The sequence below is a fragment of the Paenibacillus sp. FSL K6-4396 genome, assembly GCF_038002525.1.
Lineage (GTDB): Bacteria > Bacillota > Bacilli > Paenibacillales > Paenibacillaceae > Paenibacillus > Paenibacillus amylolyticus_B.
This window is the reverse complement of record NZ_JBBOCR010000001.1, coordinates 858,971-882,429: the sequence shown is the minus strand read 5'-3', so window position 1 is coordinate 882,429 and position 23,459 is coordinate 858,971. Positions and strand designations below refer to the sequence as shown.

The window sequence follows — 23,459 nt, the reverse complement described above, 5'->3', positions numbered from 1 at the left end:
CATCATGCTATGGGGATACCGATTTTGTTAAACCAATTTTGGTGATCACCGTATCATACGGCTCCAATTCCACGGTCTGTTTTCCATGCTCTGTATGGATCGTCGTGGACTGAACCTGATCGCTATTATTGATCACAACCAATATGTTGCTCTCAGGGTAGTAGGCGCACTCGGTGTACAAGTTATCCGTGATGTACTTTGTTTCATGGAATTCATTGCCCGCAAATCGAATCAAATTCAGAAGTAGTCTTGTATTTGCCCAGCTGAATTCGAAGGAAGGCAGGTAGATCCCTTTTCCTTTTCCAAAAGCATGTGTGGACAGTGTGATCTGACCATCCGTTTCACTCACTACAGCTGCTGATCCATCAGTAAGATAAATGTTATTTTTCGGAAGTATGCTAGCCCCCTCAGGCACCAAACCATACTCATCACTAACCTCATACGACCATTTTCCATGGACAACTCTGGCGCCTGTATCCTCATCCACCCCAAGCACGTGGGCCATTCTAAAATAGCTGTCGTACCCATCCATTGCCGAAGGCTGGTTAATGCCAATAAAGGTACCACCCTCATACACCCATTGGGTCAATAAGTCCACAGACTTGTGGTCACTCCAATGCGCTCCACCGCTCCATGCTGAACCTGCAGAGCCGGCATTGATGACGACATCTACATCCTTCAACGCGCCCTGACAAATATCATCAAAATCAATAAACTGCACGTCAACAGGCAACCCGGCTAAGGCCTCATTCACATGAATCAGATCATGCATATGTGTTTCATGAAAATGACCGGACAAGGTCCACGATCTTAACTTGCCCCAGCTATGCAGCACGGCTACCTTTGTCTTGATCTGATAAGGCTTTCCAGCCTGATGCAGCTCTTTCATTTCCCTGAATTCATGGGCAATCTTCTCGATATAATCCACAAAGTCCGGGTAAGGCTCAACCAGATGCAAATATCCACCCAATCCAATCCGGTCAATCGACTCACGCAGCAGCGCACGCCGGATATTAATCCAATATTTCTTCGCATCCAGGGTAGGATCTCCTCCCTCCTTGAAGGTTGGAAGTCCGCCTAAGCCAACCGGGAACAAGTAGGGATGCAATCGAATCTCATGGATATCAGCCTTAACGCCTGAGCACATTCTAGCCTCGTAACCGGAGAACACACATTTGATCATGCCGTCGAATCCAAACTCCTGAAAGCGATCATTGTACGGCTCCATTCCCACCCAGCTGTCATCATAGAAGACATACGCCAGCTTGTTATGTTTGTGCACCATATCAATTAATTTCTTACCGAATTCAATGACAAAATCATTGATAAATGCCATCCAGTCCAGTTTGCGCTGATCCGCAGGCATATGAGTGACCTGATATTTACCACCATTCACAAAGTCCTCGGCTGAGAGTGAGTACCCATATTTCTGAGCAAACAGATCCAAGGCTCTCGAACTTACCGTAAAATCATAGGAACCCCAATCCGAGAACAGATGGCGATTCCGTTCATCACTGCCCCAGATCCAGGCGAAATTATAAAATAGCGATGTAAAACGTACAACCGTTGTTTCCGGATGGTTTTGGCACCAATTTTCCATCCAATCTAGTAGATACGATTGCGTTTCCGTATAGATCGGGTCAATCTGCATCAGATGCTCTTTATCCCAATTATTCGTCGTATGATTGTACATGGAGATCTCTTCCCAGATCCGATAGACCATGAAACTCACCGTGTATTTATGCCAAGGAGCAACACCAGTAATGACAACATTGCCTGATTCCCTTTCATAATTCCACTGTCCTCTAGGTACCTCTTCCCCAGTCGTTCGATCATACACTTGCCAATATTTAAATGCTTCTTTCGAATCGTTCACCCTGAATTGTTGAGCGAAGAAATCCTCCATCAGATAGATGGATACATAATCTTGCACAGCGACCTTCGGATTCGTAATGAGAAAACATTGCTGCAGTTTATCCAGATTACGGGATGCCCACTCATTATGATCCCGAATAATGCAAATGGTTGAATAGATGCCATATCCGGCATTGATAATCTCATCGGACAATTTCGTACCGTCACTGTCACGGATTACATCGGCACCCCACCGATCGGCAAGTTCCAGCGTCAGTGCTTCATAACCGGATTCTCCCGGTAGTGTAAAGGAGCCTTTGGTTGTTTTGGACAATGTGGTTCCCTCCCTATCTCAACATATCGGACAGAAAAGCGAGAGCCAGGCCCTGACCCCAGCCCTGAATCCAGTCTTTTGGAATATTGCGATAGCCATCCCGATCCTTCATTACCGCCGTACCGCCAGATACACCAAGCACACGCCCATCTTCGCTAATGTTGTTCAGGATACCTTCCAGTGCTTTTTGCACATATTTCGTATGCAGTGGATTACCGTTATTGATCATGGCTGCTGCAATACCCGCGGAAGCCGACACCTCTTCATACGATTCTTCGTCATCCAAAACCGTACGCCACAAGCCGTTCTCGGTCTGCACCAGCTTGAGAGCCGCCAACTGATCGCGAAGGGCACACTCTACATCCATACATTGCGGATACAAGTACCAGTCGTTCAATTGCGGTTTCACCTGAGACATGGTATAGGCTCCCCAAGCGTTCGCTCTTCCCCAGTAAAATCCGGACATGTGGTCCTTGTTGATATGGTTATAACCGTGATACCACAGACTGCTGCTCGGATCTTGCAGGTATTTGATATGCCAGTAATACTGATTCAGCGCATCCTGGATCATGGCTTCGTCTTTTAATTTGCTACCTACACGGAGCAGGAAAAATGCCGCCATAAACAAGGTATCCGCCCAAGCCTGTTCCGGAAAATCATTGGAAACGGATACTGTATGCTGAAGCACGTTGTCTCCAAAGCGAAGCGCATGATTCTGGAGATAATCGACTTTGCTGAGAACAATATCCCAATATTTCTGATCCCCGGTTTCTTCATATAAAGTGATGAGCACATGACCCATGGCACATGTATTTACAGTCCAACTTGGCAGACCCAGCTCGATATATTCGTCCGCCCATTTCACCAGCCTGTCCAGTATTTCTTGGTTGCCTGTCGTCTGATAGGCTCTGGATACACCGTAATACGCCACACCGCCGGGCCAATCCCATGTCAGATCCATATCCAGTGTTTTCTTGGTAACGTTCTCGATTACGTGCAGAATCTGTTCTCTGTCATATTTCACTTGAAGCATTGTTATTCCCCTCTCCCTGCGCACACGCCCCCAAGTGCGCCCTGAGAGGTGTCCGTCCTTTTTTGTAAACGCTTTACTTATTCCATTGTACGCAGTAAAATAGTCTCAATCTAAGCATATTCACAACAAAACTGTGCAATTTCAATCATTTATACATAGGAGTCCTCGAAAATGCCTAAACCGAAGAAACCTGTCATTGAATATCGTCACTATAGCCTGCCCATTGATTTTCCTGTCCTGTTACTCAGTGGAGACCGCTGGAGAATATCCGATATCAAGAGTGAGCATCTTCATTTCCATAACCACATGGAGATTGGCATCTGTTATTCGGATGAGGGAATCATGGAGATTAAGGGAGAATCTGTACCGTTTCGGGCAGGCGATGTCACGTTCATTCCCCGCTACCTTCCGCATACCACGTACAGTTCACCTAATAACGCCAGCCTGTGGGCTTATATCTTTTTTTCACCGGAAGAACTCTTCCGCCATTCGCTCAAAACAGCACAAACTCACATTGAACCGAATTTATGGGCGATTCAGGGAACCAATTGCATTCTGAATAAGGAACAACATCCCAAAATTCACATGCTCGCAACATCAGTAGTAGAAGAAATGAAGCAGCAGTCCCCCTACTATCGGGAGAGCGCGTACGGCTTGTTGATGTCTCTATATATCGAACTGCTTCGAATTCATGCGAGCAGCGAGCGCTTGTCATCTCAGGATCAGGAACGGGAACGAGACCTCCAAGGTAACTTGGTCATCTCACCCGTGCTGGAGTTTATCACCAAAAACTATATGATGCCTGTGACCATCGATTACCTCGCTGAACTGTGTCATCTGAGTACAACGCATTTTCGCCGCAAGTTCCATGAAATTATGGGAACCACACCGCTCGATTTTCTGAATAGTACCCGGGTCGAAGAGGCGTGCAAGCGATTAAAAAGCACGGAGGCCTCCGTTCTGTCCATCTCCGAGCAGGTCGGCTTCCGATCCATCTCCAGCTTTAACCGTTGCTTCGTCAAACTGATGGGAGAATCACCCAAAGCTTGGCGCAAAGGGGCACTTACAGAAGCACAGTCTGCAAAAGCGTCCATACTGGAATTTACGGGGTGGGTATGAAGGAATTTGTCGAAATATGATTGCACCCCCCAGAGATATTCGCTACAATGCCGATAGAATACAAGAGATTTTGTCCGTAGCTACCGGAGGATTGAACAATCTCTAAAGGAGCAGCATTTCGTGTTATTAAAAATTTCAGGCGTTGTCCTGACTGTTGTACTTGCCATTACCGTACTGCTGCTGTCAACGATCAGAGAACCCCAATCTGCTGCGCTTCATGCCCGTCAAGGTGTTCTGGACCTCTCGGCCTGGGACCCTGAACAAGACGAGCGGATCAAGCTGGACGGGGAGTGGGAGTTTTACTGGGAGCGATTGCTTCCTGACGAATCTGTAACATCGAATCAGGCTGGTCCAATGAAAACACCCGACACTTATGCAACCGTTCCCGGCTCCTGGAATCGACTTAAAGTGGATGGTGAACGACTGCCAACCCACGGCTTCGCCACGTATCGACTGGTGCTGCGTAATACACCTGTTGAAGGAACGCTGGCGATCAAAAAAATGAACATTCGTTTTGCCAGCGAAATCTATATCAATGGCAACAAGCTACTGGAAGATGGGCATGCCGTGGAGAAATCAGCGGGATATCGACCAGGAAACTCCCCCCAGATTGGCTTTTTCCCTTATCATGGCGGTGACATTGAGATTCTGATCCGGGTGGCTAATTATGATTACACGGACGCTGGCATTCCGGGGCCACTCTTTTTCGGCGAACAAGCAGCCATGCTGAAAAAACATCAAATCAGCACAGCCGTTGAATTCGGCACGCTTGCTGTATTGGCTACCATTTCGATCATATTCCTCATCAGTTACCTGGGGTCTGCGCTCTACCGAAACAGGGACGATTCCCTGCTGCTGCTTGGTCTAATCTGTCTGCTGTATGCACTCTATAACGGCATGATCAGCGAACGTGTGTTATCCATGGCCGGCACGGAAATTTCCTTTAGCACGCTCTATAAATTAAAAGATTTCTGCTCCGTCGCATGTCTGGGTCTGTTAACCTTTTACTTCTACCGATTCAAAACACGCATCCTGTCCGGTTTGCTCACGGCGGTGATCCTGATCATCTTCGGAGCTTACTTATGTATGGTCACGCTCCTGCCTATTTCCATCTATGGGCTGGCTGCACCTTACGTCGTCGTTATGTACACGTTGATGCTGCTCTGGTTGCTGTATCAATGTGCAAAACAATTCCTAACCAGTGAGAAGGGCGAACGGCTGTCTACTTTTCTGTGGTACGCAGCTCTCTTAAGCATCATGCTGTACTGTCTGGACATTAATCTCTTCTCGATCTCGCTCAAGGAAAATATGAACATCGGACAGGCTTCCATTGTCCTATTCAGCATCCTGATGCTGTTTCTAGCGGTGCTTCGGTTCTTCGAGGCCTATCGTACGGTCCGTACTCTCAAAGATCAGCTGCTCTTGCTGGACAAAGTGAAGGATGACTTCCTGTCCAATACCTCGCATGAGCTCAAAACACCGCTGAACGCCATTGTCAACATCAGTGAAAGCCTGCTTAAAGGCGCAGAAGGTCCCCTTACCGATGAGCAAGCGCACAATCTGGCGATCGTGACGGGAAGTGGCAGACGATTAACCTATCTGGTCGATGAATTACTGGATTATTCGAAAATGAAACATGGCGACATCCCGCTCCACCGGTCTTCGACCGATCTGTACTCGTTTGTCGAATCGGTCATGCGTATGCACTCCTTCCTGCTTGGCGCGAAAAAGGTGGAGCTTATCAACCGCATCCCGGCGCATTTCCCGCCGATCTATGCCGACGGCAACCGATTGATTCAGATTTTGCATAATCTGATCGGCAATGCAGTTAAGTTCACGGAACATGGCACGGTAAGCGTCAAAGCTGCGGTTGTGCAAGGCAAAGCGGAAATACGCATTGTGGATACCGGCCGTGGTATCGGTACAGACAAGCTGGAACATATCTTCCTGCCGTTCGAGCAGGAAGCAGATTCGGGGCCAGTCGTTGCCGGAGGCACCGGTCTTGGACTGAGCATTACGCGCAAGCTGGTCGAGCTGCACGACGGAACCATTCATGCGGAATCAGCACCCGGCATGGGTGCCACGTTCATCCTGACTTTTCCGCTGGCAGAGAAAAAAGGAGAGAAACGTTCCAACGTCATGCCACTTACCATCGCTCCTACAGGTCCTGGTAATCGGCTACTCCGGTTCGAAGAACCAACGATTGTACAAGGGAATAAAGACGAATGGATCATCATTGTGGATGACGACTCGGCTAATTTACAGACCATAGTGAATCTCTTGAAGCTGGAGGGTTACAGTTATGTGGTCACTTCACGCTCACCTTCGGTACTGGAGCTGCTGGACAAGCTACCTGCCGTGCATCTCGTCATTGCTGATATCATGATGCCTGACATGTCGGGTTACGAATTGCTGGAACGGATCAGGGAGCGCTTCTCTCCTTCCGAGTTGCCTGTACTCATGCTGACGGCGAGTAATAAAGCTAATCAATTGAAGCTGGCCTTGGAGAAAGGCGCCAATGATTTTGTATCCAAGCCGTTCGAATCGGAGGAACTGGTGGCACGGATCGGTGGTTTGACTCGGATGAAAACATCCGTGCAAGCTGCGCGAGATGCGGAAATATCTTTTTTGCGGTCACAGATGAACCCGCACTTTCTATATAACGCTCTGAACGCCATTGCCGAATTGTGCGTGGATGCGCCGAATCGGGCAGAACAATTGATTTTGCAATTATCGAGTTACTTAAGGCGCAGTGTGCACTTCAAACATCTGGACTCCAAAACCAGCCTGATGAACGAACTGGAGATGATCGAAGCATACGTTGCCATTGAACAGGCACGCTTTGGCTCAAGGCTGGAGGTCATTATCGATGTGGATGCGGATGTGAACCGGAACATGGACATTCCGCCGCTCACGTTACAGCCCCTGATCGAAAACGCAATTCGGCATGGTCTGATGTCCAGCATTCACGGTGGTCGGGTCATGTTGTCCATTCGTAATCTGAATGATACGGAAACACGTTTCACCATCGAGGACAACGGAATTGGCATAACCAAGCAACGGATGGACGAAATTCGGCAATCTACAGACGGCAGTAACGGCGTTGGACTATGGAATATTTCCAGCCGGCTGAACCTGCTGTATGGCAGACACCTTCAGATGGAAAGTCTGGACGGCGAGGGAACGCGGATTACATTTGATCTTCCAAATCAACGTCTAAACACAGATGGGAACGGGGGGTATGAAACATGATGAAAGTCATCATCGTGGATGATGAGGATTTGTCGCTGAAGCGACTGAATCGCATTTTGACAGAAAGTGGAGAAGTTGAAGTATCTCGCGCATTTCACGACCCGGAGGAAGCCTGTGAATATGCAGCAGAGAATAGCTTCGATGCGGCATTTCTGGACATTACGATGCCTCGCATCTCGGGGATGCACCTCATTGGTGAATTACGTAAACATCACCCTTCGCTCCCCATCGTGCTGGTGACCGGATATGAGGAATATGCGGTGCAGGCCTTCGACAAAGAGGTGATCGATTACGTTATTAAACCGGTCACGGCAGAGCGACTGAACCGCAGCATTCAGCGGTTGCAGGAAAAGCTTCACAAGTCCGTTACAACGCCCGAGCCAGCGGTGCCTGAACCGAAACTGAACGTTCGTCTGTTCGGTGAATTCACCGTGTTCGGTGGAGTCGGAGCAGACAGCCCCATCAAGCTTAGAACGCCCAAAACGGAAGAGTTACTCGCATTCTTGCTATATACCAAATCGACTACCCGTGATGCGCTGGCCGATACGTTGTGGAAGGACCTCAGTCCGCAGAAGGCCTGGACGAACATCAATTCCACGCTGTACTATGTGCGACGTGCTATCGGGGATAACAGTGACGTGCCGATCATTCTTAAGGACAGGAATGGTATCCGTATCGACCGGGAAGCGATCAACTGTGATCTGTACGAGTTCGAGGTTTTGTTCCGGCAGATGCGTCAGGCCTCGGTACATCGCCCCGAGCTCTTCGAGCGGATGGACACGTTGTATACGGGTGAACTCCTGAAAGGAAGGCATTATGAGTGGGCTTTCGCATGGTCCAGACAGCTGGAACTGGATTTCATTATGACGATGGAAACTGCTGCCCACTATCACGCGAAGGAAGGCGAGCCGCTACGGGCGCTGTATTATTTTGAACGTATCCTCCAGATTGACTCGATTCGGGAAGATATCCATCGCGAGATCATCCTGCTGTATCTGTCCCTCGGACGAAGAACCGAAGCGCAGCGCCAATATCTTGTTCTGGAGGAATTGCTCAGAGAGGAGCTCGACTCCAGTCCGGCAGCGGATATCAAACAACTGTTGCGACAATCATGAAACAGCAAAACAGCCCATGCCTTGGCATACTGATCTGCTCCCATCGTAGTCTTCTACGGTCTACTATGACAGGGAGCAGTTCAGTGTTGCTTTAGGCTTGGGCTTTTTGCAATAGATGGACGTTTATCCGTCCTTGTCCGATGATTTTACATCATCATGGTCTATAATCAATCACTCATTTATAAGTTTTTCTGTGTTAAGGGTAAAGCCTTCAATCACAACATCTTCGTCCACTTCAATCATGATGCAACGTCTGCCTTGGTAGTTCACCTGTTTCACATATCTCAGGTCTTGCGGACTAACTGAAATTGTAGCAACCTTGGTTTCAATCTTAATGGACTTGGACGTGAACTTCGGCATAACACTGGTCGCTTTCATCTCATAATTCTTGTTATCAACGATCGTTTCGAAGGCACGTTCTACTTTCTCCGTTGTCAGATCCTCTATACCACTTGCGGTCAGTACACGTTCCAGATCTTTATAATCCAGCTTCGGAGGTTCTTCCTCATGGGACTCTTCGTTAATCTCGATGACTCGGTTAATTTCCTCATATACATGTGCAATGGTGGCTGAATCAAGCTGTTCACCGGCCACTTCCTTGACGATATCTTCGAAGATCGCCCGTTCTTCCAGTGCGGTTACGGATCTTTCTCCATTCAATACATTTTCAACAAAATGCGGATCTGGGAAATTGGATTTCCCTGTACAATATAGTACACGATTCACATCGGAGTAGTTGTCCGTCACGCTAGGGTACAAGAATCCTTGCTCTGGCGTGCTTAATTTGATAATCGGATCGACAATAATGTTGTATTTGAATTCTCTCTCCACGTAATCAAACAAGAGTGTCTTCCGCTGTTTCTCCGTGGAATTTACGCTGCACAGAATGAACGGATGGGCGAACACCTCATTCTTCTCACTCTCTTCCGTGGCTTCGTTTCTAGCCTTGGTCGGCAGATAATACTGTCCACGCACAAACGTAGCTACCATGTCCCGCTCAAACTTCGTATCCACCAACATTCGATCCACGAGCAGCAGCATCAGATCCTGCCATTCATCTGGATCACCTGTTACCAGCGCCTGGTGAAGCAATACCTGTGCCGGGTCCTCCGCCGCTTCCTGGAACTTCAACTCAAATAACTTCTGATCCAAATCACCTGTCAGCAATTTTTTGAAATTGCCCATGTACAGCTCCTGCTTCTCTCTGTCCACCAGTTCGAACGGGTGGCGCTCCCAGTGATAGACCTCATTGGTTTCCTTCGTAATATACACGTTGAGAATATCGTAAATATTCAGTAGATCGTGATCGAGTTTAAACTGCTTGCGTATATGCGCGACTTCTTTTTTATTCATGATTCGTTAGACAACTCCCACAATATATAATTTTATCTGCGTGCAGCTCTATATCCTAAAAGCCAGTGCTCCCTTGGAAGTCTTCATCTGAGCAGTAGGTCACAAATGGGCGCAGCTATGGAGTAGCTGGATCAAGCCGTTTTTGCTCTCCATTTCTGTACTCTCAGTGAGAAATTATATCATATAATGATGACGATTAATGAAAATCAATCTATGGAAACAGAAAGACGCAACAGGAATGACTCCCGTGCGCCTTTTTTCGTTGTTTAACGATTCTTAAATAATTAATTACTGCTCAGCAATATATCCGTATTCAACAGGGGTGCTCTTCTGGAAGAAACTTTCCTTGTTTCCCGCAGAAACAGTAATCCCATGAACAAGGACATTCCGCCAATAATAATCAGCAATGCCCCCAACTCCTGACTGTAGGCTGTCAGCGCCCCGTCCCTAAACGCCATTCCACGAATCAGACGGTTAAGCCAGTTCATGGGTAATGCCCATGCGAACATTTGGAACGGTTCTGGGAACGCCAGCGGCGTTAATTGAATTCCCGTAGCCAGAAAGGAGGGATACAATACCAAGCTGGTTCGAAGGCTTACTTTCGACATATCTTTGGCAGTGTATCCAATCAGCATACCCATGAGTGACAAGGCAAAAGCATAAACAACTAACGGAATGATAAAAAGATAAGCCTCTGCTTCAAACCGCATTCCCCCCACCTGTTTTAACAATCCATAGGATAGAAGCAGTGAAAGTGAACTCAACGCAGCGTAAGGTACACTCCGAACCCATAGTTGAAAAGGTGACTTTCCGTTGGCAAACAGTTTCCCTTCCTGACGAAGCCGAGGTACAATCGATCCCGCTGCACTTGTTGTAATCATCAATACTACGATATTTACAAATCCAAGCACCATAAAACCGACATAACTGGAGGTTGGATTAAACAGCATCCGCTGCTGAAGGGATAACGGTGACACGATTCCTTTAGCTGTCTCGGTATCCATCCCTTTTTGGATCAGACGTGTCATGGAAAGGGTCATATTTTCCGTCTGGATGATCTCCTGAATCGCAGTGCGAATACCGGTCAACCCCGAGGGCATCGTGTTATCCATCAAGATACCGATATTTGTCGATTTCCCTTGTTGTTGGCGCAATCCCAACTGATTGGGAAGCATAATGATCGCTACAGCCTGCTCGTTGGCAAGTAATGTTTCAGGACTCATTCGGCTCGCATATACGCTCTTGACGCTCATGTATTGTGACGCATTTATTTTGGAGATCAATTGCCGTGAATATTCGCTATGATCCTCATCAATGACCACAACTGGTGATTTATTGAGTTGATTCTGCGAGAACATTAATCCAAAAAATAAGGCTGCAATCATTGGCCCAATAAAAATTAGCCGTATATACTTACTTCCTATGACGTACTTCCACTCGTCAATCAGTGATTTCATCAAGTTTCACCTCTGCTGTCATCCCCGGAAGCAATTCAGTATTCGAATCCATCGATATCCGGACCAAAAACATACTCAAATCGGCTTGCCCTTTTTCCCGGGACATCCGCAAATTTGCGAACTGAGGAGCAGTTGAGATGGAAGTGACGCTCCCCTTCACCTGCGTTGGCTGATCCAAATATGGAAAATGAACATCAATGCTTTGATTCACTGCAAGCTGTTGAATTTCACTTTCCTGTATGTAAAGGTCGGTGTAATACGTATTCTTTTGCACAACTGCTAGCGAAACTCCTCCTTGTACTTGATCTCCCTTACTCACAGCGACTCGGTCAACCAATCCGTCATACGGTGCGAGTACATCCACATCTCCCTCCCCGGCTGATTTCACTTTGAAAAGAACCTCTCCCTCTTTCACAGAGTCCCCCGTAGATGCACCAACCTCTGCAATCGTCCCGGGACTATTCTGATAATATAAAGTCGTTTGCTCTGACTCAAGTATGCCTTGTTTCCGGCTCTCGGCCTGACTTACAGCATCCTTCCCTTTAACCGTAAGAAGTGAACCTCCAATAATAACCACCATCGCAATTCCGATATACAAACCTGCTTTTATCTTCATTCTTATATCTCTCCCATTCCCAATCCTCGTGTATGGTTAAATTTGCTGACTATTTTTGCTTTTTAATTTTGGTGACCGCATTCTCGGCTGCCTCCATGATCACTTCTCCCAAAGTCGGATGAGGATGAATCGTCATGGCCAGATCTTCCACGGTTGCCCCCATCTCAATTGCGAGTGCGAGCTCCGATATCAGTGTGGATGCCTCCACGCCTACGATTTGCGCACCAATGACAATTCCTGTGGTCGGGTCTGCCACTATTTTCACAAATCCTTCGGGTTCTCTTAATGCCAATGCTCTTCCGTTAATCCCGAAAGAAGATTTCCCAATAACCACCGGAACGGCCTGTGCATTGGCTTCCGTCTCACTTACCCCAACACTGGATATCTCCGGATCAGAAAACACGACAAGCGAAATTACCTTGTAATCCACTTTGGAGGTAAGACCAGCAATGGCTTCTGCGGCTACTTTGGCTTCATAGGATGCCTTGTGGGCAAGTGCCGGACCGGCTGTAATATCTCCAATAGCGTAAATGTGAGGGATAACCGTTCTGCACTGTTCATCCGTCTCAACCAGTCCTTTGTTCGTTACGAGCACACCTATGCGTTCCAGTCCTAACTGGCCGTCTGTATTGGGTTTTCTGCCGATTGTAACCAGTACATATTCTGCTGTAACTTGTTGCTGCTCCTGATTTTTTGAATAATGCAGTGTAACGGAATCCGCATTGTGCTCCACCTTTTCGGCAATCGCTCCGTTTACGATCTGGATGCCGTCCGCCTTCAATTGTTTGACTACAGGGGCTGCAAGTTCCCCCTCGAATCCAGGCAATACTTGTGCGCCTCCCTCCAGAATCGTTACCTTGGTTCCGAATTTGGCATACATCTGTCCAAGCTCCACCCCAATATAACCTCCGCCGATCACAATCAGACTACTCGGAACCTCCTGTAGAGATAATGCTTCAGTGGAAGATAAGATGCGACCTCCAACTGGAAATGCTGGCAATTCAATTGGACGAGACCCCGTTGCCAGTATGAGATTTTTAAAAGAAATGCTTTGCTCCTGCCCAGCTTGCTGGATCATGGCTGTGTGCTCATCCACCAGACTGGCCTCTCCTTCCAGAATGTTCACACCCGCAGTCTTTAACAAATAGTGGACGCCACCTGCCTGTTTATCCACAACCCCCTGTTTAAAATCCTGAGCAGTCTTAAATGTCGCTGCCGCGTCAGCTTGATTGAACTGTCTGAACCAATCATAGCGATGCGATTCCGCAATTAAAGCTTTGGATGGTATGCAACCCACATGTGTACAGACCCCGCCGAGCTGTTTACGTTCAACAATCGCCGTTTTCATCCCCAACTGCGAAGAACGAAGCGCCGCCACATAACCACCTGGACCTGATCCAATAACTAACGTATCCACAGATTTAAGCTTGCTCATATTCTGATACCTCCCGATTTGAAGTCAATTTAAAATATGATGACCGTAATATATTATAATCATCATATTTTAAAATCGTCAACAACCGTATTTTATCCGTTTGTAAAGCAACAGATATTCAGTCGCCAAATTGACAGGCTTTATTATGATGACTATAATATTTTAAAAAGTATAATGATGAAACTATGGAGTGAATGATCATGCCCTATCCTAAAGGACATAAGATAAAAGTACGAGGTAAGATTGTTGAAAGTGCGGCTCGAGCTTTTCGCACCAATGGTATCCAGGAAGTGAGTGTCCCGTTTATTATGAAGGGAGCTGGATTAACTCACGGAGGGTTCTATTCACATTTTGACAACAAGGAACAATTGGTTGCCGAAGCCTGTGAATATGCCATTAGTGATACCATTACACTTCTAAAGAACGTGGCTGATCAGGAAGAGCAGAATTCCAAAATTAATAAAGTAATCGATTATTATTTGAGTCCGTATCACCGCGACCAAACGGAAATGAGCTGTATTTTCCCCGCCCTTTCCAGCGAAATATCCCGTTCGTCCGAAGAAATTCGGCAGGTGTTCACCCATGAATTAGAGCGGATGATCACTTTTATCTCCAATCTGGCTGAGATCGATATGTCCAGCGGTCGTGCACTGTTCAGTACAATGGTTGGTTCGCTTGTACTTGCACGCTCTGTTAGTGATCCTGAGCTTAGCGACAGCTTTCTCTCGGCGGGCAGACAGCAAGCCAAAGAAATGGTTAAAAGAAAAGATATGTAAGGGTTTCTTGTTTTTATACAATAAGTAGATTTGATGTTGCTATATCAAGTTAAAAACACAAATAGACCGCTCACCCTGGCAAAGGTTGCGGTCTACTTGATCGTGTATCCTCTTGTTAAGCCCACCGCCCTTAAAAGCGGCTATTGCGTCAGAGTGTCGTGTTAGCGCACGGCTTTCTTTGCATGATAAGCTGTTTCCGTCCCCATTTTAACATGGAGATTGTGGATTTCAATCCCACGATAACCATATGTTCCGTATGTTAAAACTGACGCTACGGCAAAAATTTCAGCATCTTACATATTTACGCTTGAAGCCCGTCCGCCCTTTTTCCACAGCCTTTTGGATATTCTCAGAGGCATTCAGCAGCTTGCTCTTGGGCATGTCCTTGTTCACTTCGACAGGTCCCACAGCCTTGGCTGTCTCCACCGCCAGATCGTGCAACGGTTGATAGGATGTTGCGACAGTATACAGGAAGTTGTTCATCGAATATTTCGTTCGTTCCGGAGATTCGTGAATCGTCTTTTTGACCTGTTCCAGCATCTCCATCAGTTTATTCTCCGAAAATTCAGCATCCTTTCGACTGCCGAGCAACCAACAGTAACAGCTCCATCCTGCTGACATTTTCAATTCTTCTCCGCTGGCGATCCACTTATCCGAAACTTCTTGAGCAATATCCGTCTCCGCTAGCGTAACGGCAACGATGAAGTCAGAGATCATGTAAAAATAAGCAGCGTCAATCCAACGGTCGAAATCATCTTCTGTCATCGCTTGAGGATCGGCTATCACGCCTGCAAAGTACATCGCATCATAATTCCCCGTTGCATATAGTTGCTCCGCCAAAGGTTGATCCTTTTTGATTCGCTTCGCCATTGGTTTCATCGCCCCGGTTGCCACGCCAAATAACGGTTCATGCGCACCGTTGGAGATGTAGATTTTTTTCGTTCGTTCTTTACCCAGTGCTTCCAGCTCTTGCATCACTTCATCTAGATTCATTTCGTGACACTCCCCATCCTATAATTTATATATCTGATCATATCAAACAGAAACTTATGTTTAACGAACAACCGTTGGAAAATTACACATTATCCTATTCGAACCATTCTGCCATATGCAAAATCATTCCGGCGAGATTATTACCATTCACATGAGGGATTCCCTAATGGGGTATTTTTCCTAAAAAACTGAATACTATTCAAATTTCCCTGTTGCTCTGACAACCTGTTCAAGCATTATCACCGATCATAACATCTATACCATTGTTTAGCACAGATCCCTGAAAAGATAGATATAACTTCTTCGCAGACAGACATTTTTCCTTTCTTATGCTTTTACCGGCAACTTCTGAATACCTGCCGAGAGCCTGATTGGAAGAGCTAATTCCCCCAGCACAAGCAGAGCAACATCTGTCCATGTCCAAGCAACGTTAAGCTATGGCAGGATACGTCGCTCATCGTTTATGTTCAGTTTAGTGTTGTTAACCAAACCGAGATGAGGAAGGATGCGAGAGCATGAGCAACAATCAAGTGTTAGGCTTTGCCCCTGCCTTGGGCTGGAATTCGTGGAATACCTTTACGTGGGATATTAACGAACAATTAATTCGGGATGTCGCAGATGTGTTTGTATCGGAAGGTTATCTGGCCGCTGGTTACGAGTATATTGTCATTGATGATTGCTGGAGCCTGAAGGAACGTGATGCAAACGGCAATCTGGTGGCGGACCCGGAGAAATTCCCGAGTGGAATGAGAGCGCTTTCTGATTATATCCATAACAAAGGACTAAAGTTCGGCATGTATTCATGCGTGGGTACGCATACATGTGCCGGGTATCCAGGCAGCTTTGAGCATGAATTCCAGGATGCTGCCCTTTTTGCCGAATGGGGCGTTGATTATTTGAAGTATGACTACTGCTTCAAGCCGCGCCATATCTCAGGAGAGCTGCTGTACAAACGGATGAGCCTTGCGCTCAAAAACTGCGGACGCGATATCCTGTTCTCCGCCTGCAACTGGGGAGCCGACGATGTATACGATTGGATACGGGAATCGGGCGCTCATATGTACCGCTCCACCGGCGATATCCGTGACAATTGGGATTCAGCGAAGGAACTTGCCCTGTCCCAACTCGGGAAACAAAGCTACACTGGCTCTTTCTGCCATAACGACATGGATATGCTAATCGTTGGTATGTACGGTGGAAGCAACAATGATTATATTGGCAGCATCGGCGGATGCAACGACATCGAATATAAAACCCACTTCTCACTCTGGTCCATGATGGGTTCCCCATTAATGATCGGATGCGACGTGCGCAAGGCTAACCAGATTACAAAGGATATTCTCCTTAATCCTGACCTGATCGCTATCAATCAGGATGTAGAAGCACGCGGAGCTTACCGCATTAAACCAGAACCGCAATGGTTTCACACAGACGATGTATTTATGCTGGTGAAAGTACTCACAGATGGTGATCTAGCTATTGGTTTCTTCAACCTGAGCGACAACCAGCGGGAATTGTCTTTGCAATTTTGGGATATGGGTCTGCCTTACGCTGCCGGTTATGCCCTGTCCCTGTATGACTGCTGGGAACATAAAGAGCTTGGCGTATTCCGTGAACGCTTCGCTCCCGTTGTCGCAGCACATGATTGTTTAATTGTGCGTGCGAAACTGGTGAAATAGATGACTCAACATCGCCTGTGCACCTCCTGTCAGGTTCCGCTCTCTTCAGACGATGTGGGCATCTACCTCAAATTGATCTCGCGCTCTGCCCAGCAATTTCTGTGCATCGATTGTATAGGAGTGAAGTTGAACTGTGGACGCGAGCCTATTGAGAAGCTGATCCGTTATTTCCGAGAGTCCGGGAACTGCGCCCTGTTCCGTTAACGTTATGCCTTGGTCCCGTGCAACATCATGTACGATGTTGGCGTGTGTGAAGTTGCTTTCTTAAATACTTTGGAAAAATATAACGGATCATTGTATCCGACAGAATAGGCTACCGATTGAATCGGCAGGCCCGACGTCTTCAGCAGCTCACAGGCGCGCTCGATTCGACAGGATGTAATATACTCCAAAACAGACTTGCCGGTTGCTGCCTTAAACAGACGAAACAAATAACTGCGCTCCAGATTAACTGCCTTTACGATCTCCGTGACGGTCAGTGTCGGCTTCCAGTAGTTTTGCTCGATGTACTTTCTCGCCAGCCAGACATAATCCTTGGCATCCACCTGCGGCTCCTTCGGATAATGCTCCATATAGTAGGAGAGCAACAGACGCAAACGGGCATCAGCCCTTAGTAACTCATAGGATGACGCACCCGCGTTCCAGGCAAGGTGGAAAAAAGGCTGCAGTGTCTCCGGTGAGATCGTCACCACGGGTTGTACCTCTGAGAACTGCGTCAGCCCCAGCAACCGCCCGGCATCCTCACCGCTAAACTCCACCCAGACATACTCCCATGGATCTTGCGGGTCTGGATAATAATAAATCTCCTTTTGCGGAAATATGATAAAGCTTTCCCCCGTAACTAACCGAAAAACGCGGCCGCCCGTCTCCAGCGTCCCTTGGCCGCGGATAATATAGTGCAACGCATAAACGTCTCGCACGCCTGGCCCCCATTGGTGAGGGTTGGCTGGCTTGTGACCACCGCTGATAAAATACAAATTACTGGCTCTATTGCTCTCATGCCAAATCGGATTCAACCTTGATCCCCCCTTCCTAATCCGCCTTGTTCTGGCGTTAGGTTTATCTTATATATCGTTGATTAGATTTACGGTAACGCTTACACGCTAAATCCAGAGAGGAGAATGTTGTATGCTTAGAATGGTTACGGTAGAACATGGACAAGTGCAAGGACTGCCCGCGGCGGACCCGCGGATTACCAGCTTCAAGGGAATTCCTTTTGCCGCACCTCCTGTAGGTGAGAACCGCTGGCGCGCTCCGCAGCCGCAGTCGAGCTGGGAAGGTGTACTGCAAGCTTTTGATTTTGCCCCCATCTCCATGCAAGCCCCAACAGTCATCGATGACAACAATATTTATACCCGCGAATGGGCCGTTGATCCCGACCTGCCCATGGATGAGGATTGTCTGTATCTGAATGTCTGGACACCAGCCAAACGCACGGACGAGAAGCTGCCTGTTTTTGTCTGGTACTTTGGCGGGGGCCTCCAAGTGGGCCATACGGCCGAAATGGAATTTGACGGCGAGCGAATCGCCCGTAGAGGCATTATCGTTGTGACGATTAATTATCGGCTGAATGCCTTCGGCTTCCTGTGTCATCCTGAGATTAGTGCCGAATCCCCCCATGCACCCGCCAACTTCGGTCATCTCGATCAGCAAGCGGGCACACAGTGGGTCAAACGCAACATTGCCGCCTTTGGCGGTAATCCAGACCAGATCACGATCGGTGGACAGTCGGCAGGCGGGGGAAGTGTACTCAGCCAGATGACCTCTCCGCAAAATAAGGGCTTGTTCCAGCGAGCCGTCATCATGAGCGGTATGGCTACGGAGTTGTACCCGAAAGTCCGTGTGCCTTCTGTCCGTTCCACACTGCGGGATGCAGAGCAAGCCGGGGTTGCATTTTTCGACTTCCTGGGCGTATCTTCCCTGACTGAGGCGAGACAACTGGATGCTGAATTTCTCCGTGACAAAGCCCTCGAATATAAAAGCTTCTGGGGAACCGTCATCGACGAACAATTCTGCGCAGGCGATTCGTTTACTCGTTTTGTTCAGCAGGAGCGCGAGGCGATACCCGTAATGCTGGGGCATACGTCTTCAGAATTCTGGACCCGTCCCGCCGCAGCCAATCTGGAAGAACTGAAACAGATGGCTGTGGAGCTGTTTGGCGAGGATGCTCCTACCTTTTTGCAGCTATGTGAGACTAATTCCGGCCAATTCGAGCATGCCCTGCAACAGGCATCGGTCCGCATGATCCAGCATGCCATTCTGCTCGCCATTCGCGCGAACAGCGGTCATCCGTCTGAAACGCCTCTCTACTATTATAACTTCGACGCCGAGATTCCGGGCTGGGACCAGCCAGGCACTTTTCACTCCGTCGATCTGTGGTTCTTCTTCGAAACACTCGCCAAATGCTGGCGGCCTTTCACAGGCAAGCATTATGATCTGGCCCGCCAGATGTGCAATTATTTATCCAACTTTATTGCTACAGGTGATCCAAACGGCTCGGACTCCACCGGAAAGCTGATGCCTCATTGGACTCCTTGTACTACGGAACAGCCGTATCTCATGGAATTTGGCGATCAGGCTCAATTACAGAAGACTGAGCCCGGACCGATGCTCGCGTTTTTAATTGAACAATATTTCAAGAAACAGAATGAACCTGTTGTTTAAAACATGAGTCTTGCCCTCTCACGATATATGTAAGAGCCATGCTGTCGCATGGCTCTTTTTGTATAGTGTGAATGGTAGAGCGATGTTCATTCGCCCATGCCCATTAGCAAGCTTCTCCACTACAGCAGTCTAAGGTAACAACAAAATCAGACAGCCAGAGAAATCCCACGGAAGACAATCAGTATCATTTCAAGAGATCCGTTATATATGAGTCTGTGTTGGTTTATTGAGGATGACAGGTAGCTTAATCTGTAGTGAAAAGATATCCTTTTCCTGCGAAACCTTCAACGTCCCGTTGTGCTGCTGAATCATTTTCTGACAACTAACGAGCCCGATTTCGTTGCTATCATTCTTTTTGCCAACACGTTTAATCTTATTCTCTACCTCAAGAATGACCCATTGTTGCTTCAAAGAAATCTGGATATGAACAGGATGCACTGGATCGGCGTATTTTCGAATATTTGAAAATATGTTATCCATTACGCGACGCATGGCGACCAGATTGATTTCCAACAAAAACTCCTCATGATGTGCATCTGTCTGAACCTGCACATCTATATCGTCCAAAACCACTAATTGCTCATCTATGAGTTGATCGATAAGTGCTCTGCCTTCATACATTTCAAACTCTACTTCCTCTTCTTCAGCGGCCGAGGATACCGTAAAATATTCGAATAGTTTGTCCGACAGCACTTTGATCTGATAGGCCTTCTCCCGGCTATTATGAATATACTGCAACAGATCCTCATGTGTCTTATATTTGTTGAGCTCTATGATATCCATATATCCTAATAGAATCGTGAGTGGCGTTCGCAAATCATGGGAAATCGCCGTGATCAATTCACGGTTGGCCATCCTGACCCTCTCCTCGCTGTCCAGCCGCTCCACAAATGATTTCCTCATCTCATCAATACTTTGGGCCAGAGATGACAGTTCATCCTTTCCCGATATCGTAATCGAATAATCCAAATTTCCACCTTCGAGTATTTTGATCTCTTGTTCAAGCACGCCAATATAAGATGTTTTCTTATTAATCATCAGTAGAAAGGAAACGAGGAACACAATGGCCGCTATGAAAACACCAATAATCAGAATGAGGTTGTAGTATTGATACTCATAAAAGCTAACCAAGTATATCTGGGCATCCTGATCCGCAAAGTGGATGGTGGTAATGGGTATTTTCGATGGCACGAATTGAGTTAACAACTCTTCATTAATGGCCGGATCAATCCCCGTATTGGAGGAAAATATCAATTTGTCTTTTGCAAAAATATACAGATTTAAGTAGCGCTCATGACTTATCCAAGCAGACAATTCCTCATGATCACGGGTTGACACGTTCTGGTTATCCACAAATGCTTCGAATCGATCAAGCGCATCTTGCTGCCTGTTCTCTACAAAAGTGGATTTGCTTAAATAACTATCCAATAGAGTCTCGCCAACAACTTGTAAAATAACGAGTGCACTTATGGAAATGACCAAAGAAATGACAACCGCCAGAACCAGTTTAATCTTCAGCTTTTTTCCTATGAATAATCTATTCAATTTTGTACCCCTTCCCCCAAACGGTCTTCACATATTTAGGGTTCTGCGGGTCATCCTCCAGTTTGCCTCTCAAGTTACGAATATGAACCATCACTGTGTTATTACACGTATAAAAGTAGGGTTGCCCCCAAACACTCTCATAGATGTTTTCTGCCGAAAACACCTTACGTCGTTTCTTGGCCAGTAGGAGCAAGATCTGGTATTCAATTTCAGTTAGAGCAATCTCCTTCTCCCCAACAAACACGGCTTTTGAATCCTGATGGACGGTAAGATCCTTAACGATAATTTGGTCCTTTTCTTCGGTCTTCTCCTTGCCCCGATATATATAATATCTCCGCAGTAAAGCCTTCACCCGCGAAACGAGTTCTGTATAGGAAAAGGGTTTGGACAAAAAGTCATCACTGCCTGAGGAAAAGGCCAATTGTTTGTCAGAGTCCTGCGTTTTCGCTGTGAGAAACAGGATCGGTGCGCTTGTTTTTTCACGAATCTCCAGACACGCCTTCAGCCCCGATTTATTGGGCATCATCATATCCAAAATAATGAGATCCGTCTCTTCGTTCACTTTATCAATCGCATCTTGACCATCTATCGCTTCAATCACTTCATAATTCTCGCTCTCTAACAAAATCCTTACAATTTCACGAATTTCACTGTTATCATCAGCAATTAGAATTTTCTTGCTCATCTGATCCCTCCGTCTAATTTCAGTATAATATGCGCTATTAGCGACTACCAGCAAATACAATCGACTTAAGAATTCTTCAGAAGTTATGTAGGTATCTCTTAATAATTTCGTCTTATACTGTAAATATGTAGAAGTTATTACACAAAGGGGTCGTCAGGAATGCCACAAACTTCGAAAAAAATAATGATTAACATATTGTTGGGTCTGTTCATCATGTTGTCCATTGGTCTACTGGTGTATTATTCTCCTGCCATTATTAAAATCATGTCTTCCATGGACAATTTCAGAGCGTATATTCATTCAACAGGCCATTGGGGTCCGGTCATGTTTATTTTATTCCAGATTCTTCAGATCGTGGTTGCACCTATTCCAGGAGAAGTGGTACAGATTGCAGGCGGTTATATCTATGGGGTTACAATTGGGTCCTTGTATACTACAATAGGCTTGATTATAGGCTCAGCGATCGCCTTTTATTTCACTCGTTACATCGGTCGCGCCTATATTTCACGACTAATGCAAAAGAAAAATAATAAGTGGATGTCTTTAATTCATGATGAGAAGAAGTTCTCCGCTTTTTTATTTATATTTTTCGTAATTCCCGGCTTGCCCAAAGACATGCTTGTATTTGTCGCCGCACTTACATCGATTAGTTCGTTTAGGTTCTTCACGATCCTTATCGTTGGTCGTCTGCCGTGGATCATCGCATCTACCGTTATAGGGTCCACAATTCATATGCAACAATACACAATCGCCATTATTATTTCTGTTATCGCTGTAATCGGGTTTGTACTCGGTTATATCTATAGGGAGAAATTGGTGGGATTGTTCTCCCGGTCAGACAGTACCAAAGCCAAACCCAAGGCTATACCCAGTTATAGTACGAATAGGGAGTCTCGTAAAATAAAAAGAGATACAACATGAACATAGCCAATCTATTGATATGAAAACCGGAGGTATATCTTATGCAAACACTTGAAACCAATCGATTAATCCTGCGAAATTTCACCGTAACGGACGCAGCCGGACTATTGGAATACACGGCAAATCCCAGAGTGAATTGTTTTATGGATCAACGAATTTTAACATTGGAAGACGCGGAGACAGAGGTCGCAAAAAGAAGCAGTGACGATTCCCACATCGCGGTCTGCCTGAAAGACAGTAACGAGCTGATCGGTGAGCTGTTTGGTATGAGGGAAGATCGGGATTCCGATACGGATAAGGATTCGAATTCAGATACGTATAGTATTGGTTGGAATTTTAATGGCAGATATGAAGGGAAAGGGTACGCCAGTGAGAGCGCCAATGCTTTCATCGAAAATCTCTTTATGGAACAGGGAATAAGAAGACTGTACGCCTATGTCGAGGATGATAACTTCCGTTCTCAGAAACTGTGTGAGAAGCTGGGCATGCGCCGGGAAGGTCTTTTTATGGAGTTCATTTCATTTGTCAATAATGAGGACGGCACACCGAAATACGAGAATACGTATCAATATGCTTTGTTGAAAAAGGAATGGCTGGCTCAGCGTGAATCGCAGTAATAAAGAAAGAC

General features: G+C 46.6%; 19 protein-coding genes. 9 read left to right on the top strand and 10 right to left on the bottom strand.

Annotated features, from left to right (window positions below; genetic code table 11):
* Nucleotides 1-7: 7 nt before the first annotated feature.
* Both gnpA and MHB85_RS04040 read right to left on the bottom strand, forming a co-directional pair.
* Nucleotides 8-2,188 (bottom strand): 1,3-beta-galactosyl-N-acetylhexosamine phosphorylase, encoded by a 2,181-nt coding sequence (gnpA, locus tag MHB85_RS04045; protein ID WP_192136036.1) that lies wholly within the window; start codon nt 2,186-2,188, stop codon nt 8-10.
* 13 nt (nt 2,189-2,201) lie between these two features.
* On the bottom strand, nt 2,202-3,221 hold the full coding sequence (locus MHB85_RS04040; RefSeq protein WP_091019710.1) for a glycoside hydrolase family 88/105 protein: 1,020 nt from the start codon (nt 3,219-3,221) through the stop codon (nt 2,202-2,204).
* Between the two features lie 171 nt (nt 3,222-3,392).
* Here MHB85_RS04040 and MHB85_RS04035 point away from each other — a divergent pair, with 171 nt between their 5' ends.
* The 3 genes from MHB85_RS04035 (at nt 3,393) to MHB85_RS04025 (ending at nt 8,707) form a co-directional block, all read left to right on the top strand.
* Nucleotides 3,393-4,340 (top strand): AraC family transcriptional regulator, encoded by a 948-nt coding sequence (locus MHB85_RS04035; protein WP_192136034.1) that lies wholly within the window; start codon nt 3,393-3,395, stop codon nt 4,338-4,340.
* A 120-nt stretch (nt 4,341-4,460) separates the two neighbouring features.
* A complete protein-coding gene (locus tag MHB85_RS04030) occupies nt 4,461-7,592 on the top strand; it encodes an ATP-binding protein (RefSeq protein ID WP_192136032.1) in 3,132 nt (1,043 codons plus the stop codon).
* On the top strand, nt 7,589-8,707 hold the full coding sequence (locus tag MHB85_RS04025; RefSeq protein WP_192136030.1) for a response regulator: 1,119 nt from the start codon (nt 7,589-7,591) through the stop codon (nt 8,705-8,707). Before MHB85_RS04030 ends, MHB85_RS04025 begins: the two co-directional genes overlap by 4 nt.
* 171 nt (nt 8,708-8,878) lie before the next feature.
* Here the strand turns inward: MHB85_RS04025 and MHB85_RS04020 are convergent, their stop codons facing one another.
* The 4 genes from MHB85_RS04020 to lpdA form a co-directional block, all read right to left on the bottom strand.
* Nucleotides 8,879-10,060, bottom strand: a complete 1,182-nt coding sequence (locus tag MHB85_RS04020; RefSeq protein ID WP_036668338.1) for a DUF4317 domain-containing protein — start codon at nt 10,058-10,060, stop codon at nt 8,879-8,881.
* A gap of 284 nt (nt 10,061-10,344) precedes the next feature.
* Nucleotides 10,345-11,517, bottom strand: coding sequence for an ABC transporter permease (locus MHB85_RS04015; protein WP_192136028.1), 1,173 nt, complete (start codon nt 11,515-11,517; stop codon nt 10,345-10,347).
* Nucleotides 11,501-12,133: an HlyD family efflux transporter periplasmic adaptor subunit gene (locus tag MHB85_RS04010; protein WP_091019724.1), complete on the bottom strand. Its 633-nt coding sequence runs from the start codon at nt 12,131-12,133 to the stop codon at nt 11,501-11,503. The genes MHB85_RS04015 and MHB85_RS04010 overlap by 17 nt, the downstream gene beginning before the upstream one ends.
* 49 nt (nt 12,134-12,182) lie before the next feature.
* Nucleotides 12,183-13,568 carry a dihydrolipoyl dehydrogenase gene (gene lpdA / locus MHB85_RS04005; protein ID WP_192136026.1) on the bottom strand — a complete coding sequence of 462 codons (1,386 nt, stop codon included), beginning with the start codon at nt 13,566-13,568 and terminating at the stop codon, nt 12,183-12,185.
* Nucleotides 13,569-13,768: 200 nt separating this feature from the next.
* Between lpdA and MHB85_RS04000 the strand changes: the two genes are divergently transcribed.
* Nucleotides 13,769-14,344, top strand: a complete 576-nt coding sequence (locus MHB85_RS04000; protein WP_091019728.1) for a TetR/AcrR family transcriptional regulator — start codon at nt 13,769-13,771, stop codon at nt 14,342-14,344.
* Between the two features lie 285 nt (nt 14,345-14,629).
* Here MHB85_RS04000 and MHB85_RS03995 read toward each other — a convergent pair whose 3' ends face one another.
* Entirely contained in the window at nt 14,630-15,337 is a 708-nt protein-coding gene (locus tag MHB85_RS03995; protein ID WP_192136024.1) for a DNA alkylation repair protein, read from the bottom strand.
* Between the two features lie 515 nt (nt 15,338-15,852).
* Between MHB85_RS03995 and MHB85_RS03990 the strand changes: the two genes are divergently transcribed.
* Nucleotides 15,853-17,016: a glycoside hydrolase family 27 protein gene (locus tag MHB85_RS03990; RefSeq protein ID WP_192136022.1), complete on the top strand. Its 1,164-nt coding sequence runs from the start codon at nt 15,853-15,855 to the stop codon at nt 17,014-17,016.
* The gene (locus MHB85_RS03985; protein WP_091019733.1) at nt 17,017-17,220 is read left to right on the top strand and encodes a hypothetical protein; all 204 of its coding nucleotides are present in this window, start codon (nt 17,017-17,019) and stop codon (nt 17,218-17,220) included.
* Between the two features lie 2 nt (nt 17,221-17,222).
* Here the strand turns inward: MHB85_RS03985 and MHB85_RS03980 are convergent, their stop codons facing one another.
* A complete protein-coding gene (locus tag MHB85_RS03980) occupies nt 17,223-18,032 on the bottom strand; it encodes a helix-turn-helix domain-containing protein (protein ID WP_192136020.1) in 810 nt (269 codons plus the stop codon).
* Nucleotides 18,033-18,144: 112 nt separating this feature from the next.
* On the opposite strand from MHB85_RS03980, the gene MHB85_RS03975 reads away from it, so the two are divergent.
* The gene (locus MHB85_RS03975; protein ID WP_192136018.1) at nt 18,145-19,680 is read left to right on the top strand and encodes a carboxylesterase/lipase family protein; all 1,536 of its coding nucleotides are present in this window, start codon (nt 18,145-18,147) and stop codon (nt 19,678-19,680) included.
* A 201-nt stretch (nt 19,681-19,881) separates the two neighbouring features.
* On the opposite strand, the gene MHB85_RS03970 is transcribed toward MHB85_RS03975, so the two are convergent.
* Both MHB85_RS03970 and MHB85_RS03965 read right to left on the bottom strand, forming a co-directional pair.
* Nucleotides 19,882-21,225: a HAMP domain-containing sensor histidine kinase gene (locus MHB85_RS03970; RefSeq protein ID WP_192136016.1), complete on the bottom strand. Its 1,344-nt coding sequence runs from the start codon at nt 21,223-21,225 to the stop codon at nt 19,882-19,884.
* Nucleotides 21,218-21,910 (bottom strand): response regulator transcription factor, encoded by a 693-nt coding sequence (locus tag MHB85_RS03965; RefSeq protein WP_091019742.1) that lies wholly within the window; start codon nt 21,908-21,910, stop codon nt 21,218-21,220. The genes MHB85_RS03970 and MHB85_RS03965 overlap by 8 nt, the downstream gene beginning before the upstream one ends.
* Nucleotides 21,911-22,093: 183 nt before the next feature.
* On the opposite strand from MHB85_RS03965, the gene MHB85_RS03960 reads away from it, so the two are divergent.
* Complete coding sequence (locus MHB85_RS03960) at nt 22,094-22,831, top strand: TVP38/TMEM64 family protein (protein ID WP_244661138.1); 738 nt, start codon at nt 22,094-22,096, stop codon at nt 22,829-22,831.
* 41 nt (nt 22,832-22,872) lie between these two features.
* The gene (locus MHB85_RS03955; protein ID WP_105602098.1) at nt 22,873-23,448 is read left to right on the top strand and encodes a GNAT family N-acetyltransferase; all 576 of its coding nucleotides are present in this window, start codon (nt 22,873-22,875) and stop codon (nt 23,446-23,448) included.
* Nucleotides 23,449-23,459: the final 11 nt, after the last annotated feature.